The sequence below is a fragment of the Streptomyces cavernae genome, from assembly GCF_004023625.1.
Classification (GTDB): Bacteria; Actinomycetota; Actinomycetes; order Streptomycetales; family Streptomycetaceae; genus Streptomyces; species Streptomyces cavernae.
Genome location: NZ_ML137713.1, coordinates 151133 through 167485 on the forward strand (window position 1 = coordinate 151133; position 16353 = coordinate 167485).

Below are 16353 nucleotides of genomic sequence, written 5' to 3' on the forward strand. Positions count from 1 at the left end.
TCAGACCGGGCGTGGGACGGGCATGATGACGAATGCCCACGCCGAGCGCGCGCGGTCGACGACGCTCACCACAGCCGGTGACTCACGGAACGATCGTTCGCATTCCCCGGCTCCGCCGGGCAGCCGTGCGGGCGCTCCGCGCCGGGCGAAGAGCTGACGCGGCGACGCTCCGCGTCGCGGCCGACAGCAGGCGATTCCTCCCCGGCGTGAACGCCGGGGCATCCTCGCCAGAAGCAGGTGAACTCTCTGCCGGCCACGTCCAACCGCAGCACGAGCTCGTCCTTCTCCTCCCCCAAGCAGGTGGCCACCGGTACTGTGCCTGCCAGCGGCGGGCGGGTGACGCTGACCGTGGACAAGCAGGACCCGCAGCTGACACTGCCCGTCGGCGACCGGTTCACCGCGAAACGCTTCGACAAGGCCGTACAAGTGGTGCTGAACTCCGTCGTGTTCCGCTCCAGCGGCCAGGACCTCACCACCTGGGGCACCTACACGGAGATGGTCAGCCGCTTCGCGGAGCCTGTACTGCTCGCCCTGGCCGTCCTCGCCATGCGCAGCCGCATCAAACGCTGACACCCATAGCGACCCTGTCAGGCGCAGCCCTTAGCGCCTCTCTGTGCGGCGGCCCGGCCGCTCTTGACGCGCTCCATACGCCTCAGCTGAGTTCGGCGAAGGTCTCCACCGCGTGGGTCTTGCCGGTAACCACGATGACGTCGCCCTTCTGCACGATCGTTTCGGCCGTGGCGTAGGTGAAGTCCTCACCGGGGCGTTTGATGCCGACCACGGTGACGCCGTACTTGCTGCGAACCTGGCTCTGGCCCAGCGTGATGCCGGTGGCGATGTCCGGGGCAACGGTCTTGACCAGGGCGTAGTCGTCATCGAACTCGATGAAGTCCAGCATCCGGCCGGTGACCAGGTGGGCGACGCGTTCGCCCATATCGTGCTCGGGCAGGACGACGTGATGGACGCCGAGGCGTTCGAGGATCTGGCCGTGCTGGCGGCTGATGGCCTTGGCCCAGATGTTGGGGACCTCCGCCTCCAGCAGGTTGGAGGCGATGAGGATGCTGGCCTCGATGTCGGTCCCGATACCGACGACGGCACTGGTGAACTCGTGCACCCCGAGCTGGTGCAACACCTCCGGGTCGGTGCAGTCGGCGACCGCCGAGTGGGTCAGGCTGTCGCTGATCCTCTGCACGAGGCGGGCGTCGGTGTCGATACCGAGGACGTCCCAGCCGCGCCGCATCAGCTCGTTGGCTAGGGAGGAGCCGAAGCGGCCGAGGCCGATGACGGCGACCCGTTGGTCGCCGTTGGTCTGGGCGTGCTGGTCGGGGAGGCGCTTGCGGCGGCGCAGGCGCAGTTTGTGCAGGAAGTCAGCCAATGACGGGTCGCTCCTCAGGCAGTTCGTAGCGGCGGGTGCGCTCGCGCAGAGCGAGCGCCGAGACCAGGGTGACCGGGCCCAGTCGGCCGATAAACATCAGCAGGATCAGGATCAGCTGCCCGGCGGGCGGGAAGTCGGCGGTGATGCCGGTGGACAGGCCGACCGTGCCGAAGGCGGAGACGACTTCGAAGAGGACTCCCTCAAAGGGCAGTTCGGTTGTGCTCAGCAGGGCGAGTGTGGCGCTCATGACCAGGCCGATGCCGAGCAGCGCCACGGTCAGGGCCTGACGCAGGACGTGCGGGGCGAGGCGGCGGCCGAGCACCGAGGAGTTGGGCTCGCCGCGCACCTCCGCGATGATCGCGACGGCCAGTACCGCGAACGTGGTGACCTTGATGCCGCCGGCGGTGCCCGCGCTGCCGCCGCCGAGGAACATGAGCATGCAGGTCATCAGGAGCGTGGAGGCGTGCATCGCCCCGATGTCCAGGGAATTGAAGCCCGCGGTCCGTGTCATCGTGGAGTGGAAGAACCCGTTCAGGAGCTTCTCGGGCCAGTCGTACGCCCCCAGAGTGCGGGAGTTGGTCCACTCCAGCAAACAGGTCAGCAAAGTGCCGACAGCAAGCAGGACGACGGTGGCGGTCAGCGTCAGCTTCGTGTGGAGGGTCCAGTTGCGGCGGCCGGTGGTACGGCGGCGGTTTCGATGACGCTGCATCTCCAGCAGGACGGGGAAGCCGAGACCGCCGAGGATCACGGCGACAGCGACGGGCAGGGTGACCCATGGATCATCGGAATAGCGGGTGAGACTGTCGGCGTGCAGGCCGAACCCTGCATTGTTGAAAGCCGACACGGCATGGAAGTAGCCGAGGTACACGGCGTCGCCGATGGGGTTGTCGTAGCCGAAGCGGAAGCGCAGGGAGAGGACCGCGCCGACCGCGAGTTCCACGATCAGCGTCGTGCCGGCCACGCCGAGCAGCACCCGGCGGACGTCGCCGATGTCCAGACTCTTGGTCTCCGCCTGGGCGGTGAGCTGCAGGCGCAGCCGCAGTTTGCCGGAGACCAGCAGGGCGAGCAGGGAGGCCATCGTCATGATGCCGAAGCCGCCGACCTGGATCAGCGCGAGGATCACGCCCTCGCCGAAGCCGCTCCAGTACGTGCCTGTGTCCACCACCGCGAGGCCCGTCACGCACACGGCCGAGGTGGAGGTGAACAGCGCGGTGACCAGCCCGGTGGCCGTACCGTCCTCGGCCGACACTGACAGCGCCAACAGCCCGGTCCCGAGCGCGATCACAGTGGCGAAAGCCAGCACGACCGTACGGGCCGGGTGCGCCGCGAACAGCGACCGGCGCACCCGCGCGGAACGTCCTGCCACCAACTGCCTTCCTCTGTACGTCCAGTCCGTCAAGGACTGGTACGGACTTCGTACGGAGCCCCTCACACCCCGCGCGGCCGTCACCCTACCCCGCAGTGGCTCGCGTGGACCTCCCGGCCGAGGCTCGTTGCGGCCCTCGCCCGGAGCCGGAGGTCAGATGTTGATGTCACGACGGGCGAACCGCCACGCGCTCGGGCCGACAAGGGGCGCTCGTCGTCGCGGCGAGGATGCCCATGTCGGCCCACTGGGAGCCGTTCCGCAGCGGCCGGCGGCCGATCTAATGGTGGCAGGGCGAGAGGTAGGCGAGCCGGTCGGCGCCGATCTGCGCGGCGAAGGTATAGGCGGTGTAAGCCAGGACCCCGATAAGGGCGGTGCCGGCGAGGACCACGGTGCGGCGGCCGAAGGGGCTGCCAGTGATGTGGCCGGTAAGGGTGACGCCGTTCGCCCTCGAGGTGCAGCCGTCCGTCAACTCCTGCGAACATGTCTGTCTTCGGCCTTTACCCCGACGACGCCCGGCATCTGCTTCAGGAGTACGGCTGGGCCGCCGACGCGCGGCCGGCGGCGCAGATCGCCGCCGTCGTCGGCGCCGCCATGGTGAGTCTCCGCAGTGTCGGCCGAGCTCCCTAGGAGAGGGAGTCGCGATCCCGCAGAGCGCTGACGCCGCCAGCATCGTTGAGATGTTGATAAGCATTCGCCTGGCGGCGTGCATCGCGAATACCTCTCGTAGCCGCTGCTTCGAATCGCTGTGCTTCCGGGCTGGGAGCCATCCGGCGCCGCTCTCGACGCACCAGCACGACCGCTGAGGCCGCCACGATGGACACAACCGCTAACGCAGCCAGCATCAGGTAGACCATCGTCACCCCGTATCCGTCTCAGAACGCTCATCGCGATCCGGGGCCCCGCGCTGATCACCGAAGACTGCGCAGGCGGAGCACCCGCCGAGCAACCGCAGATGAACAGGCACTTCCGGCACCAACGCCTCGCAGAATTCTGCCCCGCGGCCCGCAGCAGGGCGGCAGCAGGGATCGTCGCTGATAGTGGATGCGGCGGGCGCGGCCATGACGCGGGGGCGCAGCTGACGGCGACAACAGTTCTCGGTTGGCAGCCGCGAGAGCATCTCGGTCGGCATCCCCGCCCCACGACGGCCCCTGGTGACAGCCGAAGCCGAGCTCAATCGCCGGACGTCCGCCCCCGGCGCTGCACCTGGGGCGACTTCGCAGCCTCTGCCTCCGCCTTGGCATCGCTCACCGCGGCGGCGGCCTGCTTCTCGGCCTCATCGGCAGCCGCGGCGGCGTCGAGGGACACCATCGAGCCTGCCTCGAGTTGCGGAATCCGGGTTTCGTCCGACGTGTCGTCATGGTCGGCGGTGGCTGCTTCCTCAGGTTGCACAGGTTGCGGAGGGCCTGCCGTCGCCTGGTCACCGAACGCCCGGGTGACGGTCCGAACCGCCTCGGTCAGCTCCCCCGGGATCACCCAGAAGGTGTTGTTGTCACTGCTTGCCAAGTGTGGGAGCGTCTCGAGGTACTTGTAGGCCAGGACCTTCGGGTCGGCGTTGTTGCGATGGACGGCCTGGAAGACGAGCTCCACCGCTTTGGCCTCGCCGTCCGCCCGCAGGATCATGGCTTGTTGCGTGCCCTGCGCCTCCAGGATGTCTTTCTGTTTCGTGCCCTCCGCGGTAAGGATCTTGGCTTGCCGCTCCCCTTCGGCGTGCAGGATGGCCGCGCGCTTGTCACGCTCGGCCCGCATCTGCTTCTCCATCGCCTCCTTGATGGTGGCCGGTGGATCGATGGCCTTGATCTCAACGCGGTTGACCCTGATGCCCCACTTGCCGGTGGCCTCGTCGAGGACGGCGCGGAGCCGGGAGTTGATCTCCTCTCGCGAGGTGAGCGTCTCCTCCAGGTCCATGCTGCCGATGACGTTGCGCAGCGTGGTCACGGTGAGCTGATCGATCGCCTGGAGGTAGTCGGCGACCTCGTAGGCCGCCGCCCGCGGGTCCGTGATCTGGTAGTAGAGCACGGTGTCGATATTCACCACGAGGTTGTCCTCGGTGATCACCGGCCTGGGGTCGGACGAATAGACCTGCTCGCGCACGTCGAGTTTGGTGTTGATGCGGTCCGCCACGGGCAGGACCAGGTTCAGACCGGGTTGCAGTGTCCGGCGGTATCGGCCGAACCGCTCGATGTTGTAGCGGCGCGCCTGCGGGACGATCCGCACAGTGGAGGCCACGAGGAAGACGACGACAAGGGCCGCCACAAGAATGACGATGACAACCGGATCCACGGTGCCTCCCGTTGCTGTGTGTTCAGCCGTTCATGGAAGAAGTTCGCGGGGGTAGACGATGGCCGTGGCACCTTCGATCTCCATGACATCCACCAACGCTCCCACCGGGATCACAAGGCTCTCGTCGAGGGCGCGGGCGGACCATTCTTCGCCGGAGAGTTTGATCAGGCCGCGGGTGGCGGTGACCTCCTGCATGACCTCAGCCCGCTTGCCGATCAGCGCATCGCTGCCCTCGCGTGTGAGGGGTTGCTGTGCCATATGCCGCAGCGCGACAGGACGGACGATGAAGAGGCCCGCTGCCGCCGCTGCTGCGAGGGCCACGAGCTGGCCGAGAAGGCCGATGCCCACGCCAGCGACCACGGCGGCGACCAGCGCGGCGCCCGCCAGCAAACCGAAGACCAATGTCAGGGTGAAGAACTCCGCGGCACCCAGCGCCGCGGCAGCGAGCAGCCATACGAACCACGGCATGGAATCGCCCTCCTTCAGGGGCCTTGTCCACCAAGCTACCTCCCGGAACGCCGGGCAGACAGACATGGCAGCAGGGTGAGGACGGTCAGGGCAACCGTTGCCGCGGCCCCTGTGGCCAGGGCATCTGCCGCGTATCGGCCCAGGCCCGGCCGCAGGATGTCCACGAGCCCGAACAGCATGGCAAACCCCGCGAGGCCCGCCGCGATCGCGGCCCGCCAAAAGCGGTGATACGCAAAAAACCACTGGGCCAGCCAGATGGCGATCAGGGGTGCAACGGACAACTGCGGCTCACCGAGGGCGGCGAGCACCCCGTATCCCAGACCGCTGACCGCCCAGCAGGCGGCGATCACGATCGCCGCCTCACGCCAGGACACGGGTCGCTTCACTTGCGTCGCCGGATCGGTCTGAATCCCGAGCATCCGCGCCTCGCTTTCTCACTTCACGCGGACCCCAACGCCAAGGGCCGTCCCCGGTTCAGCATCGTGGCAGTACGGACGCGGCGCCTCATCTGCAGGACACGGCAGACAGCTGGAGCGGCTGCTTTCCGGCATCCGGCAAAGTTGGGCGTCCTGACCTCATTATTCTCGCGAACATACGCCCCCTCGCCGGCGGCTCAGAAGGCGCTCGCGCCTGGCTTCCGCGATTGTCAAAATCGCCAAGTGCTGCCCGAACCCACAGACAATCGCTGCTGATTGCAGTGAACTAAGCCACTCGCCGTCATCAACCTCATCGGCATCCATTTCCTCGCCCCGGTCGTCAAGCGCGAACTCGGCTCCTTCTCGAGTTTGTCCGCGCCCGCAACGCCGGCGGGTCAGGTGAGGCCGACGAAAGCAAAGGTGCCGCTGAAGAGGACCGTCTGACCGTCCCTGCGGCCCGGCCCCTGAGCGGGAATGTGCACACCTCGCGCCTTGGTGTGTATGGACCCGCTCGTTGTGCATTGCGGCAGGTGAATGGCGATCTGGTGTGATCAGGTGCAGGCAGTTAGGGTGTTCGGAACGCGTCAGCGGCCCGCCTGGAACGAGTGCCGCCCGCGGGGTGTGCCGGGAAGTCTGGTCGGCGGTTGAGGGGCGTATGCCCGGTTGCCGATATCCCGGAGGTCTTGCCTGATGGGTGCTGCCCCGCGCGAGCGTTCCACCTTCCTCGGCCTTCTGCCGTGGCCGGAGCGGTCAGCGGTGGCCCAGGCCCTACGGACGGAAACCGTCGGTGGACTGGTCCTGCTGGCGGCGGCCGTGGTGGCGTTGGTGTGGGCGAATACCCCGTGGAGCAGCACCTACGAGGAGATCCGCGACTTCCACTTCGGTATCGGCGCACTCGGTCTCGACCTGTCGGTGGAGCACTGGACCGCTGACGGGCTGCTCAGCATCTTCTTCCTGGTCGCGGGTATCGAACTGAAACGCGAGCTGGTCGTGGGCTCGCTGCGTACGCCCGCCACGGCCGCGCTGCCGGTGGTCGCCGCGCTGTGCGGCATGGTGGTGCCGGCCGGCGTGTACGCCGTCACCGTCACCGTCGGCGGGGGCAACCTGGAGGGCTGGGCGGTTCCCATGGCCACCGACATCGCATTCGCCCTCGCGGTCCTGGCGGTCCTCAGCACCCATCTGCCGTCCGCCCTTCGCGCTTTTCTGCTCACCCTCGCCGTCGTCGACGACCTCGGTGCGATCCTCGTCATCGCGGTCTTCTTTACCAGTGATCTGAACTTCGCCGCCCTCGGCGGAGCCGTCGCCGGGCTGGTCGTCTTCTACGCACTCCAGCGGTACCGCGTGCGCGGCTGGTGGTGGTACGTGCCTCTCGGCATAATCATTTGGGCCCTGATGTACAACGGAGGCGTCCACGCCACCGTCGCCGGGGTGGCCATGGGCCTGATCCTGCGCACCACCCGCGACAACGGCGAGGAGGCCTCCCCTGCCGAGCGGACCTCCCATCTGCTGCACCCGGTATCGGCAGGAGTCGCGGTTCCGCTCTTCGCTCTCTTCGCCGCAGGCGTCGTCGTTTCCGCCGCGTCGCTGGGCGAGGTGTTCACCCAGCCGGAGCCGCTCGGCGTGGTGCTGGGCCTGGTCACCGGAAAGACCCTTGGCATCTTCACGGGCACCTACCTCGCCGTGCGCTTCACCCGGGCCCGTCTCAACCCCGACCTGGTCTGGGCCGATGTGTTCGCCCTTGCGGTTCTCGCAGGAATCGGTTTCACCGTCGCCCTGCTGATCGGCGAACTCGCCTTCCCCGACCCGGCCGATGCCGAGCACATCAAGGCCGCCGTGCTCCTCGGCTCGCTGATCGCCGCGGCCCTGGCGGCGCTGCTGGTCAAGCGCCGCAACGGGATCTACCGCCGCCTGTGGGAGGAAGAGACGCGGGATGAGGACGCCGACGGCATCCCCGACATCTACCAGCGGACCAGCCCCGGACGCGGCAGCGCCACGGGCGACGGCTGAGGAGGACGCCCATGCACGCACGGGATCTCGCCGAGCCCTACCCCTTCGTGACCACGGATGACGACGCCGTCGACGCGGCGCGCATGCCGGCGGGCCAGTCGCTGCCGGCTCTGCTGGATCTCGACGCTGACGGGCAGCCCCACGCCGTCGTGCCCGGCTGGCAGTTCATCCGCCAACAACCGAACGCGACGGCCACCAGGTGACGCCGCTCGGCACGGTCACCGCCGCCCGCCTCATGCAGCACTTCATCGGCGCCCCGTGAACAGCGCCAGGTCTCTGCTGCCAGTGGTCATCGTGGTCGCCGCGCTGGTGATCAGGACCGCGATCGGTGAGCTACGCCGACCGGGCAGCGCACGGCAGCAGTGGGCAGGCGCGACCGGCGGCCCCGCCGTAACCGCCGGGGTGGTGGCGGCCGTGGCTGTCACCGCGACGGGCTGGTCACAGGCCGGGGCTGCGGCTTTGGCATGGGCGGTGCTGGCCGGCGTGCTCGTCGCCTTCCTGGTGGGCCAACCCACGAACAGGCCGTGACACGCCTCACTCGCCGGCCCGCCCGACTCCGGAAAGCAGACAGCTCGTTCGTCCAACCGAGCGAACGCACGCCGGACGGCCGGACTGTCCGCTGTGCTGCTGAACGTGGCAAGCCGTGGAAGCGTCCGGTCCGGCTCGGGGGGTCGGATCAGGTGGTCAGCTCCGCCGCGCCGAAGGGAACATCGATGCGGTCGCGCCAGATGCTGACGCTCCTGTAGTCAGCCGGGTTCACATCGGCCTCCAGCGGTTGGTTCTGGTCGCCCTGATTGCCCGGCCCCTGCCACGGCGGCCGGCACATCGTCCACGGACACGCCGTTCCTGTCGACCAGGACGCCCTGGTGGCCGCCATGTGGGCCGCCACCAGGGCGCGCAGTCCGAGTCGGCCGCCGCGGCCTGCTCGCCCGGCGCACGGCGAACCCCGTTCCTCCCGGGTCAGTCGGCGGCCGGTCGCCGAGGCGCCCGCGAGGACACCGAGTAACCGTCCAGGTACTCCTCGTGCTCCTCAGGTACGCCCCGCCCGCCGTGCACGTCCCCCGAACTGGAGGCACCGTTGACGGCTTTTTGGCGCATGGCCGCAGGAACGGGCCCGGCACCATCGAGATCGTTGCCGGCCCCCGCAGTTGCCCGGTTGGTGAGAGGCCGGCCATGCGCTCGGTGCTACAGCCGCACCGAGCGCAGTGACTACGGCTGGTCGGCGAACGGATACGCGCGACAGGCGCTCGGCGATCACGGCCCGTACGCTGCCCGTAGGTGTGCCGGGAAGCCTGGTCGGCGGACATGCTGGCCTGCTCCGGAGGCTCTGATGCACCTCTTTCGTTTCCGTTCCCGTGGACGGTCCAGAGCCGAACCCCGGCTCGGGCCTGAGGTGGTCCGGCTGCAGGGCGATCTCGACGTCCGTAGCGCCGCCGCGACAGGGCGACGCCTCGTGGAGCTGATCAACACGGGTCCGGATGTCCTGGAGGTGGACCTGGCGGAGGTGCCGCACGTCAGCCCGGACGGGTGCGCGGCGCTCTTCAAAGCCCTCCGGGCCGCCCGGGCACGTGGTACACGACTGATCATCACGCACCCCAACGACCGGGCCCAGGCGGTCATGCGGCAGATCGGCCTGACCCGCGCCTTGACGCACAGGGACGCAGGAACCGAGTGAAACGCGTCCCGCCGAGCCGACGATGCCGGGTTCCGGCAATGTCGGACAGGTCAGAGTGCAGTCCGGGAGCCTGTCAACGCGGCGTAAAGAACCTGTAGTGTTCCACACGGTGTGCCGGGAAGCCTGGTCGGCGTTTGGACAGAAGTCTCTTCGCTGATCGGGGGTCCTAGGCATGGTGCTCGTCGTGGTCTTCGGGGTGGCACTGCTCATCGCGGTGCTGCTGTCGGGTCTCGCCGCCCGGACCGTTCTGTCGACATCGTTGCTCTTCCTGGTCGGCGGCGCACTCGTCAGCGACGGGTTTCTGGGTCTGATCCACATCACGCCGGACAGCGAGATCGTGTCCGTGACGGCGGACCTGGCGCTGTTCGCGGTGCTGTTCACCGACGGCATGCACGTCTCATTCGCCAAGTTGCGGGAAAACTGGCGCAACCCGGCCCGCGCGCTCGGGCTCGGTATGCCGCTGGCGTTCGTCGGGATGGCGCTGGTCACGCACTTCGTTATGGGTCTGGACTGGACGACGTCCTTCCTCGTCGGCGCCGTACTCGCGCCCACCGACCCGGTGTTCGCGTCCGCGATCGTCGGACGCAAGGAAGTCCCGTCGAAGCTGCGGCAGTTGCTGAACGTGGAGAGCGGCATCAACGACGGCCTCGCCCTGCCCGTCGTGCTCATCCTGATCGCCGCGGCCGGACCGACCTCCGGGCAGGCCGAGGCCTCCTTGGGGAAGATCGCACTGGAGCTGGTTCTCGGGCTGGTCTTCGGTGTCGTTCTGCCGTTCGTGGTGATCGAGCTCGTACGGTTCCGGCTGCTGGGTGCCGAGCCCAAGCTCCAGCCGCTGCTGCCCCTGGCGATCGGTGTGATCCTCTACGCGACATGCCACCTCACGCACGCCAACCCCTACCTGGCCGCCTTCTCGGCGGGGGCGGTGCTCACCGCGCGCTCGCTGGAGGCGAAGGAGGCGTTCGAGCCGCTGGGCGAGGCGCTGGCGGAACTGGCTAAGTTCGCGGCCCTGCTGATTTTCGGCGCGCTGCTCACCCCGCACCTGTTCGGTGACCTGTCCTTCGGCGGGTACATCGCGGTGATTCTCGCCATCGTGCTGATCCGCCCGGCCTCGCTGCTGCTGTCGCTGATCGGCACCCGCTTCACCAAGCAGGAGAAGCTGGTCGCGGCCTGGTTCGGCCCGAAGGGCTTCGCGTCGGTGGTGTACGGGCTCCTGGTGTTGCAGGCCGGCATCCCCCAGGGCCAGGAGGCGTTCACGCTCATCGCCGTGTGCATCGCCTTCTCGATCATCGCGCACAGCTCCACCGACGTTCCGATCGCCCGTCTCTTCCACGTCGACGACCTCGCCGGAATCCCGGACGGCCGAGAGGGCACCGACGCACAGTCCAAGGAGAGCCCAGCGGATGCACGCGCCTGACCTGGAATAGCCGTACCCGGCTGTGCTCCTCGACGACGCACAGGAGGCGGCCCATCGTGGGGGGCGTCTGCCGAAGTCGGCTTGTCCTCAACCGAGTGCAACCGCTTGGCGCGGCGCGCCCCACGGAGTCTTGGGACGCGGCGCGGGGCGCCACCTCCACTTCTACTGCGGTCGGAGGCGGTTACTCGCCACGCCGGGTGTGGGGCAGCTGTCGCAGGTACGGCTTCCATGGAATGTGGAGCCGATATTCCCGCTGGAATCGATCGAAACGACCGTGTAGACGGCATTCGACTGTTCCGGGACCGTGGCGGAAACGTCCGGCCGCCCAGGCTGTACCCGAAGAGCATCACCAGCAGGGCCACGGTCCAGTACAAAGGCACCCCGAGGACTCGTCCCATCCGTACCGAGCCGTTCATCACGATCTCCTGCGGACTGGGCGTCCGCCCGCTGACAGTCTCACTCACCGGGAGCGGCTGTCGGAGGGCACGGCTTTCCCGGAGGGGCCCGCCACCTTTCGCGATCGGGCAGGGCCCAAGGTGGCAGCTCTCCCCGCCGACGCTCGGAACGGCACCGGGATCAGAGGTGTTCATGTGTCTCATGCTGCCGAGCTCCGGCAATGATCCCCGTGCGTACCGTGCTGTGGCCCCGCCTACCTGCAGAGGGATGCGCTGTGGCTCAATACGCCCAACCGCGAGCCTGCGCGAAAACGGAAAGGAGGCCCGGTGACCAGGAGCAGAAGCGCTGACGTGCGGCGGCGTCGGTACACATGGTGGACCCGGGCCTTGGGACTGACCGTGGCGCCACTGGCGGCCGCGGCAGGCGTGCTTGGCGTCGTCGCCCTGGCCACGGTACCGGAAGCGGTGGACGAAGTACGGGCCTTTCACTCCGCCCGGCCGTGCACTCTCCCGGTGTCTCCCACGGCCGACTGCCTGCACAGCCACGCAGCGACGGTGCGGGAGACGGTCATCGAGAACGAGGGCCGGAACCAGCTGTATCTGCTCAAGCTCGACGGCCGCCCCCCAGTCCCCGCGGAACTCCAACTGGACGACGAGGCCCCGCTGCTGACGCATCTGCGGAAGGGCGACAACGTCACGGTGACCGTCTGGCGCGACTACACGACCGCGGTCACCAAGAACGGGGTCACCCAGGAGTCCAGCGATACCCCAGAGGGTCTGCCCGAATCCCAGACCGCCCTCGGCCTCGACCTGCTTGCGGTGGGAGGCTACGGCGGCTACGCGGGAGTCGCGGCGATACGCCACGCACGACAGCGATCACTGCCGGGATCGGTGGCACTGTGGGGGCAACGCACCGTGGGCGCCGTGCTCGCCTCCATGCCGGCGGGCATCGTCGGCTACGAGACGGGAACCGGCCCCGTCGGTGTGATGCTGCTGTGGCTGACGCTGCTGCCCCTGGTCTGGCTCATCGTCGAGCGTCAGGTCAGGCACAAGCCCGGTCGGCACAGCCGCAGACCGGCACCCAGCAGAACCTCCGACACTGGCACCTGGCTCCGCCGCCTCCAGGGACGCCCTTGGCAGCAGGGCACGGTCCAGCGCCCGCCCGGGCCGGGCGGGCGCTAACTGGCCGATGGCGCCCTGCCTCATGGCCGCCACAGCACAGCACCGGTCTTCTTCCGGATACCGCCGGTGAACCGCACGGGGAGGAGAACCGCGATGGCACGCAAGCCAGTTCGGGCTGCGATCGCCGCGGTGGGGCACGTGTTCGGCGTGGTGGTGGTCGAGTGCGGCATGGCAGCGACTGGGGAACCAAGCTGACGAAGGCCGGCTTCACCGTCGAGGGCGAACGCACCGTCACCGTCAACATCGGCCCACCCATACCGATGCGGGAGGCCGCTGCGCACTCAGTAGTCTGCGTCGCATGCGCGGCGGCGTCGCCCCCGTCCTGACGGCCGAGGACCTGGCCGCTCTGGACCAACTGGTCGACACCGGCAGCCCGCACGGCATCCTGCACCGCAGCGACCTGTGTGTGCGCACCGAGCGCACGGTCTGGGCCGCACGCCGCACTTGACCGTCACGCTCAACCGGCCGACAACATCGATCCGTCACACGGGAGTGAGAGAGCCCGTGCAAGGGGGCGGCAACCGGGCGCGAAATGTGTAAACTCCTGTGTCTTCACACTACTTACACAGAAACATCCGGGGGGATTTTCTCGTGCGTCACCATGCCATCACCACGGCCGTCACGGCCACCCTCACGGCCGGTGCGCTGGCGGTCCTCACCGCCGCCCCGGCGCAGGCCGCCGAGTACTCGTCGGCGCTGAAGATACGCGGCGTCCAGTACGACGCACCCGGCCGGGACTCCAACAGCTGCGCCACGGGCAACACCGACGAGGAGTACCTGACGATCAAGAACTACTCGTCGACGGCGACCGTGAACCTCAAGGGTTACGTCGTCAAGGACGCCACGGGCAACCGCTTCGTCTTCACCGTCAGCCACTACCTCCAGCCCGGCGACTACGTGAAGCTCCGCGGCGGCAACGGCTCCGACTCCGACAAGTACAACGTCGTCTACCGCGACAACTGCAACTTCATGTGGAACAACGACAAGGACACGATCTACTTCTACAAGCCCTCCGGCAGCCGCGCGGACGTCCACGCCTACACCAAGAGCGCCAACGACCGGGACGGCAACGGGTACATAGGCTTCCACAGCTGAGTACCGCGCCCGGCGCACCCCGGCACGGCCTGACGACACGGATCGTCCGCCTGGTCAGCCGGCTCGCCCCGACGAGGGGCGAGCCGGCGGCGGCGACCAACGACACTCCCGGACCGGGGCCCGGAACCGAAGCGGGTATTCCGCCCTCTCCCAGGGCGGGGCCCGCACAGCCTCGTGCGCACGCCCGCGGCTGAACCGCGTGCTGTCCGCTGACCTGTGACCTGTTACCCGTTACCTGTGGCACCCGGTGACCGGCCGCCACCCCCTGGGGCGATGGCGAGTACCACTCAGCGCGGCTCCGGCTGCCACCCCAGTGCCCGCGAGATCCCGAGTGCCGCGAGCCGTACCGCGGGGATCAACGCCGGTGTCTGTGCCTGCCGTTGAGGCACCACGACGGACACCGCCGCCACCGCCGAGCCGCCCGGCCCGCGCACCGGGGCCGCCACCGACAAGGCGTCCATGGTGACCTGACGACTGCTCACCGCGCAGCCGGTGCGCCGCACTTCGGCCAGCGCCCGGCGCAGCCGCGCCGGATCGGTGATGGTGTGCTGGGTGAACGCGGCAAGCTGGCCCGCGCAGTACTCGGCCTGGAACTCCGGCTCGGCGTGCGCCAGCAGTGCCAGGCCCACCCCGGTGGCGTGCAGCGGCCAGCGGGCGCCCACCTGGATCCGTACGCCGACCGCGGACCGGCCCGAGATCCACTCGATGTAGACGACCTCGGAGCCGTCGCGCACCGCGAGGGCCACGTTCTCGTGGGTGGCCTCGTACAGGTCCTCCAGGTAGGGGATGGCGAGCTGGCGCAGCGCGAGCCCGCGCGGGGCGAGCGCCGCGATCTCCCACAGTCTGAGCCCCACGTGGTAGGTGCCCGCGGCGTCCCGTTCCAGCGCGCCCCACTCCGTGAGCGCGCCCACCAGCCGGTGCGCCGTCGTCAGCGACAGGCCGGCCCGGCGGCTGATGTCGGACAGGCACAGCGCCGGGTGCGCGTGGTCGAAGGCGGCGAGCACGGCGAGCAGCCGGTCGGGCGCGGAGCGCACGGCCCGTGGGGGAACGGCGTCGGCGGTCATGGGCGGGGCACCAGGGGAGGCATCAGCTGAGTTCGGTCTCGGCGATTCTCTGCAGGAGCGTGTGGAGCAGGTCCCGCTCGGCGGGGCCCAGGGGGTGGAGCAGGTCGTTGGTCACGCGCAGTCCCGCCTCGTCGGTGTTCCGCAGGAAGGCCCGGCCGTCCGCGGTGAGGACGACGATCCGGCTGCGGCGGTCGTCGGGCGCCGGGCGCCGCTCGGCGAAACCGAGCCGCTCCAGGTCGTCGACCAGACCGACTATCGCGCTCGGGTCGTAGCCCAGGCGGGCGCTGAGCTCCCGCTGGAGCGCGCCGTCCGTGGTGGCGAGGAACCGCAGCAGGGCGTAGTGCCGCAGCCGCAGGCCGGACTCCTGGAGGAAGGCGTTGAACAACTGTCCGGAGCGCAGTCCGAGCCGGTAGAGGAGGTAACCGGTGTCCGCGTGCAGCCCCCGCATCCATGGCTCCTGTCCGTCGATGGCGGAAGGGCCTACGGCATCTTGCGTGACGTCCTGCTGGCCGGTGATGGTGCGCTCCCTGATCCAGGCCCCCGGGAATTGGGGCGATGCATCCGTACGGGTCACAGCATGCCGCACGAATGGGATCGCAACAACTATTGACGTCAACAATTATTGTCCTTAGCTTCGATCTCGAAGCCTCGCCCCATCCCCGTAGGGGCCCCGCCCCCATCCCGAAGGGACCCGCGCGTGTCCACCATCGATCTCACCGGCAAGGTCGCCGTCGTCACCGGCAGTGGCCGTGGTCTAGGTCTGGCCTACGCACAGGCCCTGGCCGCCGCAGGCGCCTCGGTCGTCGTCAACGACGTGGACGAGGCGGTCGCCGACCAGGCCGTGAAGACCATCACCGAGGCGGGCGGCACGGCCGTCGCCGAGGTCGTCGCCGTCGGCACCTCCGAGGCCGCGGACCGGCTCGTCAGCCGCGCGGTGGAGGAGTTCGGGCGGCTGGACATCCTGGTCACCAACGCGGGCATCCTGCGCGACAAGGTCCTGTGGAAGATGTCCGACGACGACTTCGACGCGGTGATCACCACCCACCTCAAGGGCACCTTCACCTGCGCCCGCGCCGCCGCGATCCGCATGCGCGAGCAGGGCGAGGGCGGCAGCCTGATCCTGGTCGGCTCCCCGGCCGGGCAGCGCGGCAACTTCGGCCAGACGAACTACTCCGCCGCCAAGGCCGGTATTGCTGCTTTCGCCCGCACCTGGTCCATGGAGCTGGGCCGCGCGGGCATCACCGTCAACGCGATCGTGCCGGTGGCGGCCACCGCGATGACCGAGACCATCCCGGTCTTCGCCCCGTACATCGAGGCCATGAAGAACGGCGAACCGCTGCCGGACTTCCTGCGCAAGGGCGAGGGCTTCGGCACCCCCGAGGACTGCGCGGCCCTGGTTCCGTTCCTCGCCTCCGAGGCCGCCCGCGGCGTCACCGGACAGGCCATCGGCATCGGCGGCGACAAGGTGGCACTCTGGTCCCACCCGCAGGAGATCAAGGCGGCCTACGCCGACGGCGGCTGGACCCCCGAGACGCTCGCCGCCGCCTGGCACACCTCGGTCGGCGCCGAGCCGGAGACCGTCGGCGTCCCCGCCCCGAAGATCCCGGAGGCGTAAA

The 16353-nt window shown here is 68.9% G+C and carries 19 protein-coding genes and 1 pseudogene; 11 read left to right on the forward strand and 9 right to left on the reverse strand.

Translation table 11 applies throughout. The features are described 5' to 3' along the window. The first annotated feature begins 237 nt into the window (after positions 1 to 237). Entirely contained in the window at positions 238 to 570 is a 333-nt protein-coding gene (locus EF387_RS07660) for a hypothetical protein (protein WP_238431382.1), read from the forward strand. An 82-nt stretch (positions 571 to 652) separates the two neighbouring features. Here EF387_RS07660 and EF387_RS07665 read toward each other — a convergent pair whose 3' ends face one another. From EF387_RS07665 to EF387_RS07675, 3 genes are all read right to left on the reverse strand, one after another. Continuing rightward, positions 653 to 1375: a potassium channel family protein gene (locus tag EF387_RS07665; RefSeq protein ID WP_128375733.1), complete on the reverse strand. Its 723-nt coding sequence runs from the start codon at positions 1373 to 1375 to the stop codon at positions 653 to 655. Continuing rightward, the gene (locus EF387_RS07670; protein WP_128375734.1) at positions 1368 to 2741 is read right to left on the reverse strand and encodes a TrkH family potassium uptake protein; all 1374 of its coding nucleotides are present in this window, start codon (positions 2739 to 2741) and stop codon (positions 1368 to 1370) included. The genes EF387_RS07665 and EF387_RS07670 overlap by 8 nt, the downstream gene beginning before the upstream one ends. Before the next feature lie 277 nt (positions 2742 to 3018). Then, on the reverse strand, positions 3019 to 3210 hold the full coding sequence (locus tag EF387_RS07675; RefSeq protein ID WP_128375735.1) for a hypothetical protein: 192 nt from the start codon (positions 3208 to 3210) through the stop codon (positions 3019 to 3021). A gap of 11 nt (positions 3211 to 3221) precedes the next feature. Between EF387_RS07675 and EF387_RS46615 the strand changes: the two genes are divergently transcribed. Beyond that, the gene (locus tag EF387_RS46615) at positions 3222 to 3368 is read left to right on the forward strand and encodes a hypothetical protein (RefSeq protein WP_155589746.1); all 147 of its coding nucleotides are present in this window, start codon (positions 3222 to 3224) and stop codon (positions 3366 to 3368) included. A 543-nt stretch (positions 3369 to 3911) separates the two neighbouring features. Here EF387_RS46615 and EF387_RS07680 read toward each other — a convergent pair. Genes EF387_RS07680 through EF387_RS07690 form a run of 3 tightly spaced genes read right to left on the reverse strand, consistent with a single transcriptional unit; the run spans position 3912 to position 5908 of the window. Beyond that, a complete protein-coding gene (locus EF387_RS07680) occupies positions 3912 to 5021 on the reverse strand; it encodes an SPFH domain-containing protein (RefSeq protein ID WP_128375736.1) in 1110 nt (369 codons plus the stop codon). A 30-nt stretch (positions 5022 to 5051) separates the two neighbouring features. Then, positions 5052 to 5489, reverse strand: a complete 438-nt coding sequence (locus tag EF387_RS07685) for an NfeD family protein (protein WP_128375737.1) — start codon at positions 5487 to 5489, stop codon at positions 5052 to 5054. Positions 5490 to 5524: 35 nt separating this feature from the next. Next, on the reverse strand, positions 5525 to 5908 hold the full coding sequence (locus EF387_RS07690; RefSeq protein ID WP_238431383.1) for a hypothetical protein: 384 nt from the start codon (positions 5906 to 5908) through the stop codon (positions 5525 to 5527). 687 nt (positions 5909 to 6595) lie between these two features. On the opposite strand from EF387_RS07690, the gene nhaA reads away from it, so the two are divergent. Genes nhaA through EF387_RS07705 form a run of 3 tightly spaced genes read left to right on the forward strand, consistent with a single transcriptional unit; the run spans position 6596 to position 8440 of the window. Next, the gene (gene nhaA / locus EF387_RS07695; protein ID WP_128375738.1) at positions 6596 to 7912 is read left to right on the forward strand and encodes a Na+/H+ antiporter NhaA; all 1317 of its coding nucleotides are present in this window, start codon (positions 6596 to 6598) and stop codon (positions 7910 to 7912) included. 11 nt (positions 7913 to 7923) lie between these two features. Further along, entirely contained in the window at positions 7924 to 8115 is a 192-nt protein-coding gene (locus tag EF387_RS07700) for a CBS domain-containing protein (RefSeq protein ID WP_128375739.1), read from the forward strand. A 55-nt stretch (positions 8116 to 8170) separates the two neighbouring features. Beyond that, positions 8171 to 8440 carry a hypothetical protein gene (locus EF387_RS07705; RefSeq protein ID WP_128375740.1) on the forward strand — a complete coding sequence of 90 codons (270 nt, stop codon included), beginning with the start codon at positions 8171 to 8173 and terminating at the stop codon, positions 8438 to 8440. A gap of 148 nt (positions 8441 to 8588) precedes the next feature. Here the strand turns inward: EF387_RS07705 and EF387_RS49945 are convergent, their stop codons facing one another. Next, entirely contained in the window at positions 8589 to 8789 is a 201-nt protein-coding gene (locus tag EF387_RS49945; protein ID WP_128375741.1) for a DM13 domain-containing protein, read from the reverse strand. Positions 8790 to 9242: 453 nt separating this feature from the next. Here EF387_RS49945 and EF387_RS47055 point away from each other — a divergent pair, with 453 nt between their 5' ends. From EF387_RS47055 to EF387_RS07735, 5 genes and pseudogenes are all read left to right on the forward strand, one after another. Further along, positions 9243 to 9587 carry an STAS domain-containing protein gene (locus EF387_RS47055; RefSeq protein WP_162467093.1) on the forward strand — a complete coding sequence of 115 codons (345 nt, stop codon included), beginning with the start codon at positions 9243 to 9245 and terminating at the stop codon, positions 9585 to 9587. A 172-nt stretch (positions 9588 to 9759) separates the two neighbouring features. Further along, a complete protein-coding gene (locus EF387_RS07720) occupies positions 9760 to 11001 on the forward strand; it encodes a cation:proton antiporter (protein ID WP_128375743.1) in 1242 nt (413 codons plus the stop codon). Positions 11002 to 11909: 908 nt separating this feature from the next. Beyond that, complete coding sequence (locus EF387_RS07725; RefSeq protein ID WP_238431384.1) at positions 11910 to 12578, forward strand: hypothetical protein; 669 nt, start codon at positions 11910 to 11912, stop codon at positions 12576 to 12578. A 170-nt stretch (positions 12579 to 12748) separates the two neighbouring features. Next, positions 12749 to 13026 (forward strand): annotated as a pseudogene (locus tag EF387_RS07730) (SAM-dependent methyltransferase); the annotation flags it as partial. 143 nt (positions 13027 to 13169) lie between these two features. Beyond that, on the forward strand, positions 13170 to 13673 hold the full coding sequence (locus tag EF387_RS07735; protein ID WP_238431385.1) for a lamin tail domain-containing protein: 504 nt from the start codon (positions 13170 to 13172) through the stop codon (positions 13671 to 13673). A gap of 287 nt (positions 13674 to 13960) precedes the next feature. Here EF387_RS07735 and EF387_RS07740 read toward each other — a convergent pair whose 3' ends face one another. Both EF387_RS07740 and EF387_RS07745 read right to left on the reverse strand, forming a co-directional pair. After that, a complete protein-coding gene (locus tag EF387_RS07740) occupies positions 13961 to 14737 on the reverse strand; it encodes an IclR family transcriptional regulator (RefSeq protein ID WP_128375745.1) in 777 nt (258 codons plus the stop codon). Between the two features lie 22 nt (positions 14738 to 14759). Continuing rightward, positions 14760 to 15185, reverse strand: coding sequence for a MarR family winged helix-turn-helix transcriptional regulator (locus EF387_RS07745; protein WP_128375746.1), 426 nt, complete (start codon positions 15183 to 15185; stop codon positions 14760 to 14762). Between the two features lie 249 nt (positions 15186 to 15434). On the opposite strand from EF387_RS07745, the gene EF387_RS07750 reads away from it, so the two are divergent. Next, positions 15435 to 16352: an SDR family NAD(P)-dependent oxidoreductase gene (locus EF387_RS07750; RefSeq protein ID WP_128375747.1), complete on the forward strand. Its 918-nt coding sequence runs from the start codon at positions 15435 to 15437 to the stop codon at positions 16350 to 16352. The last annotated feature ends 1 nt before the right edge of the window (position 16353 follow it).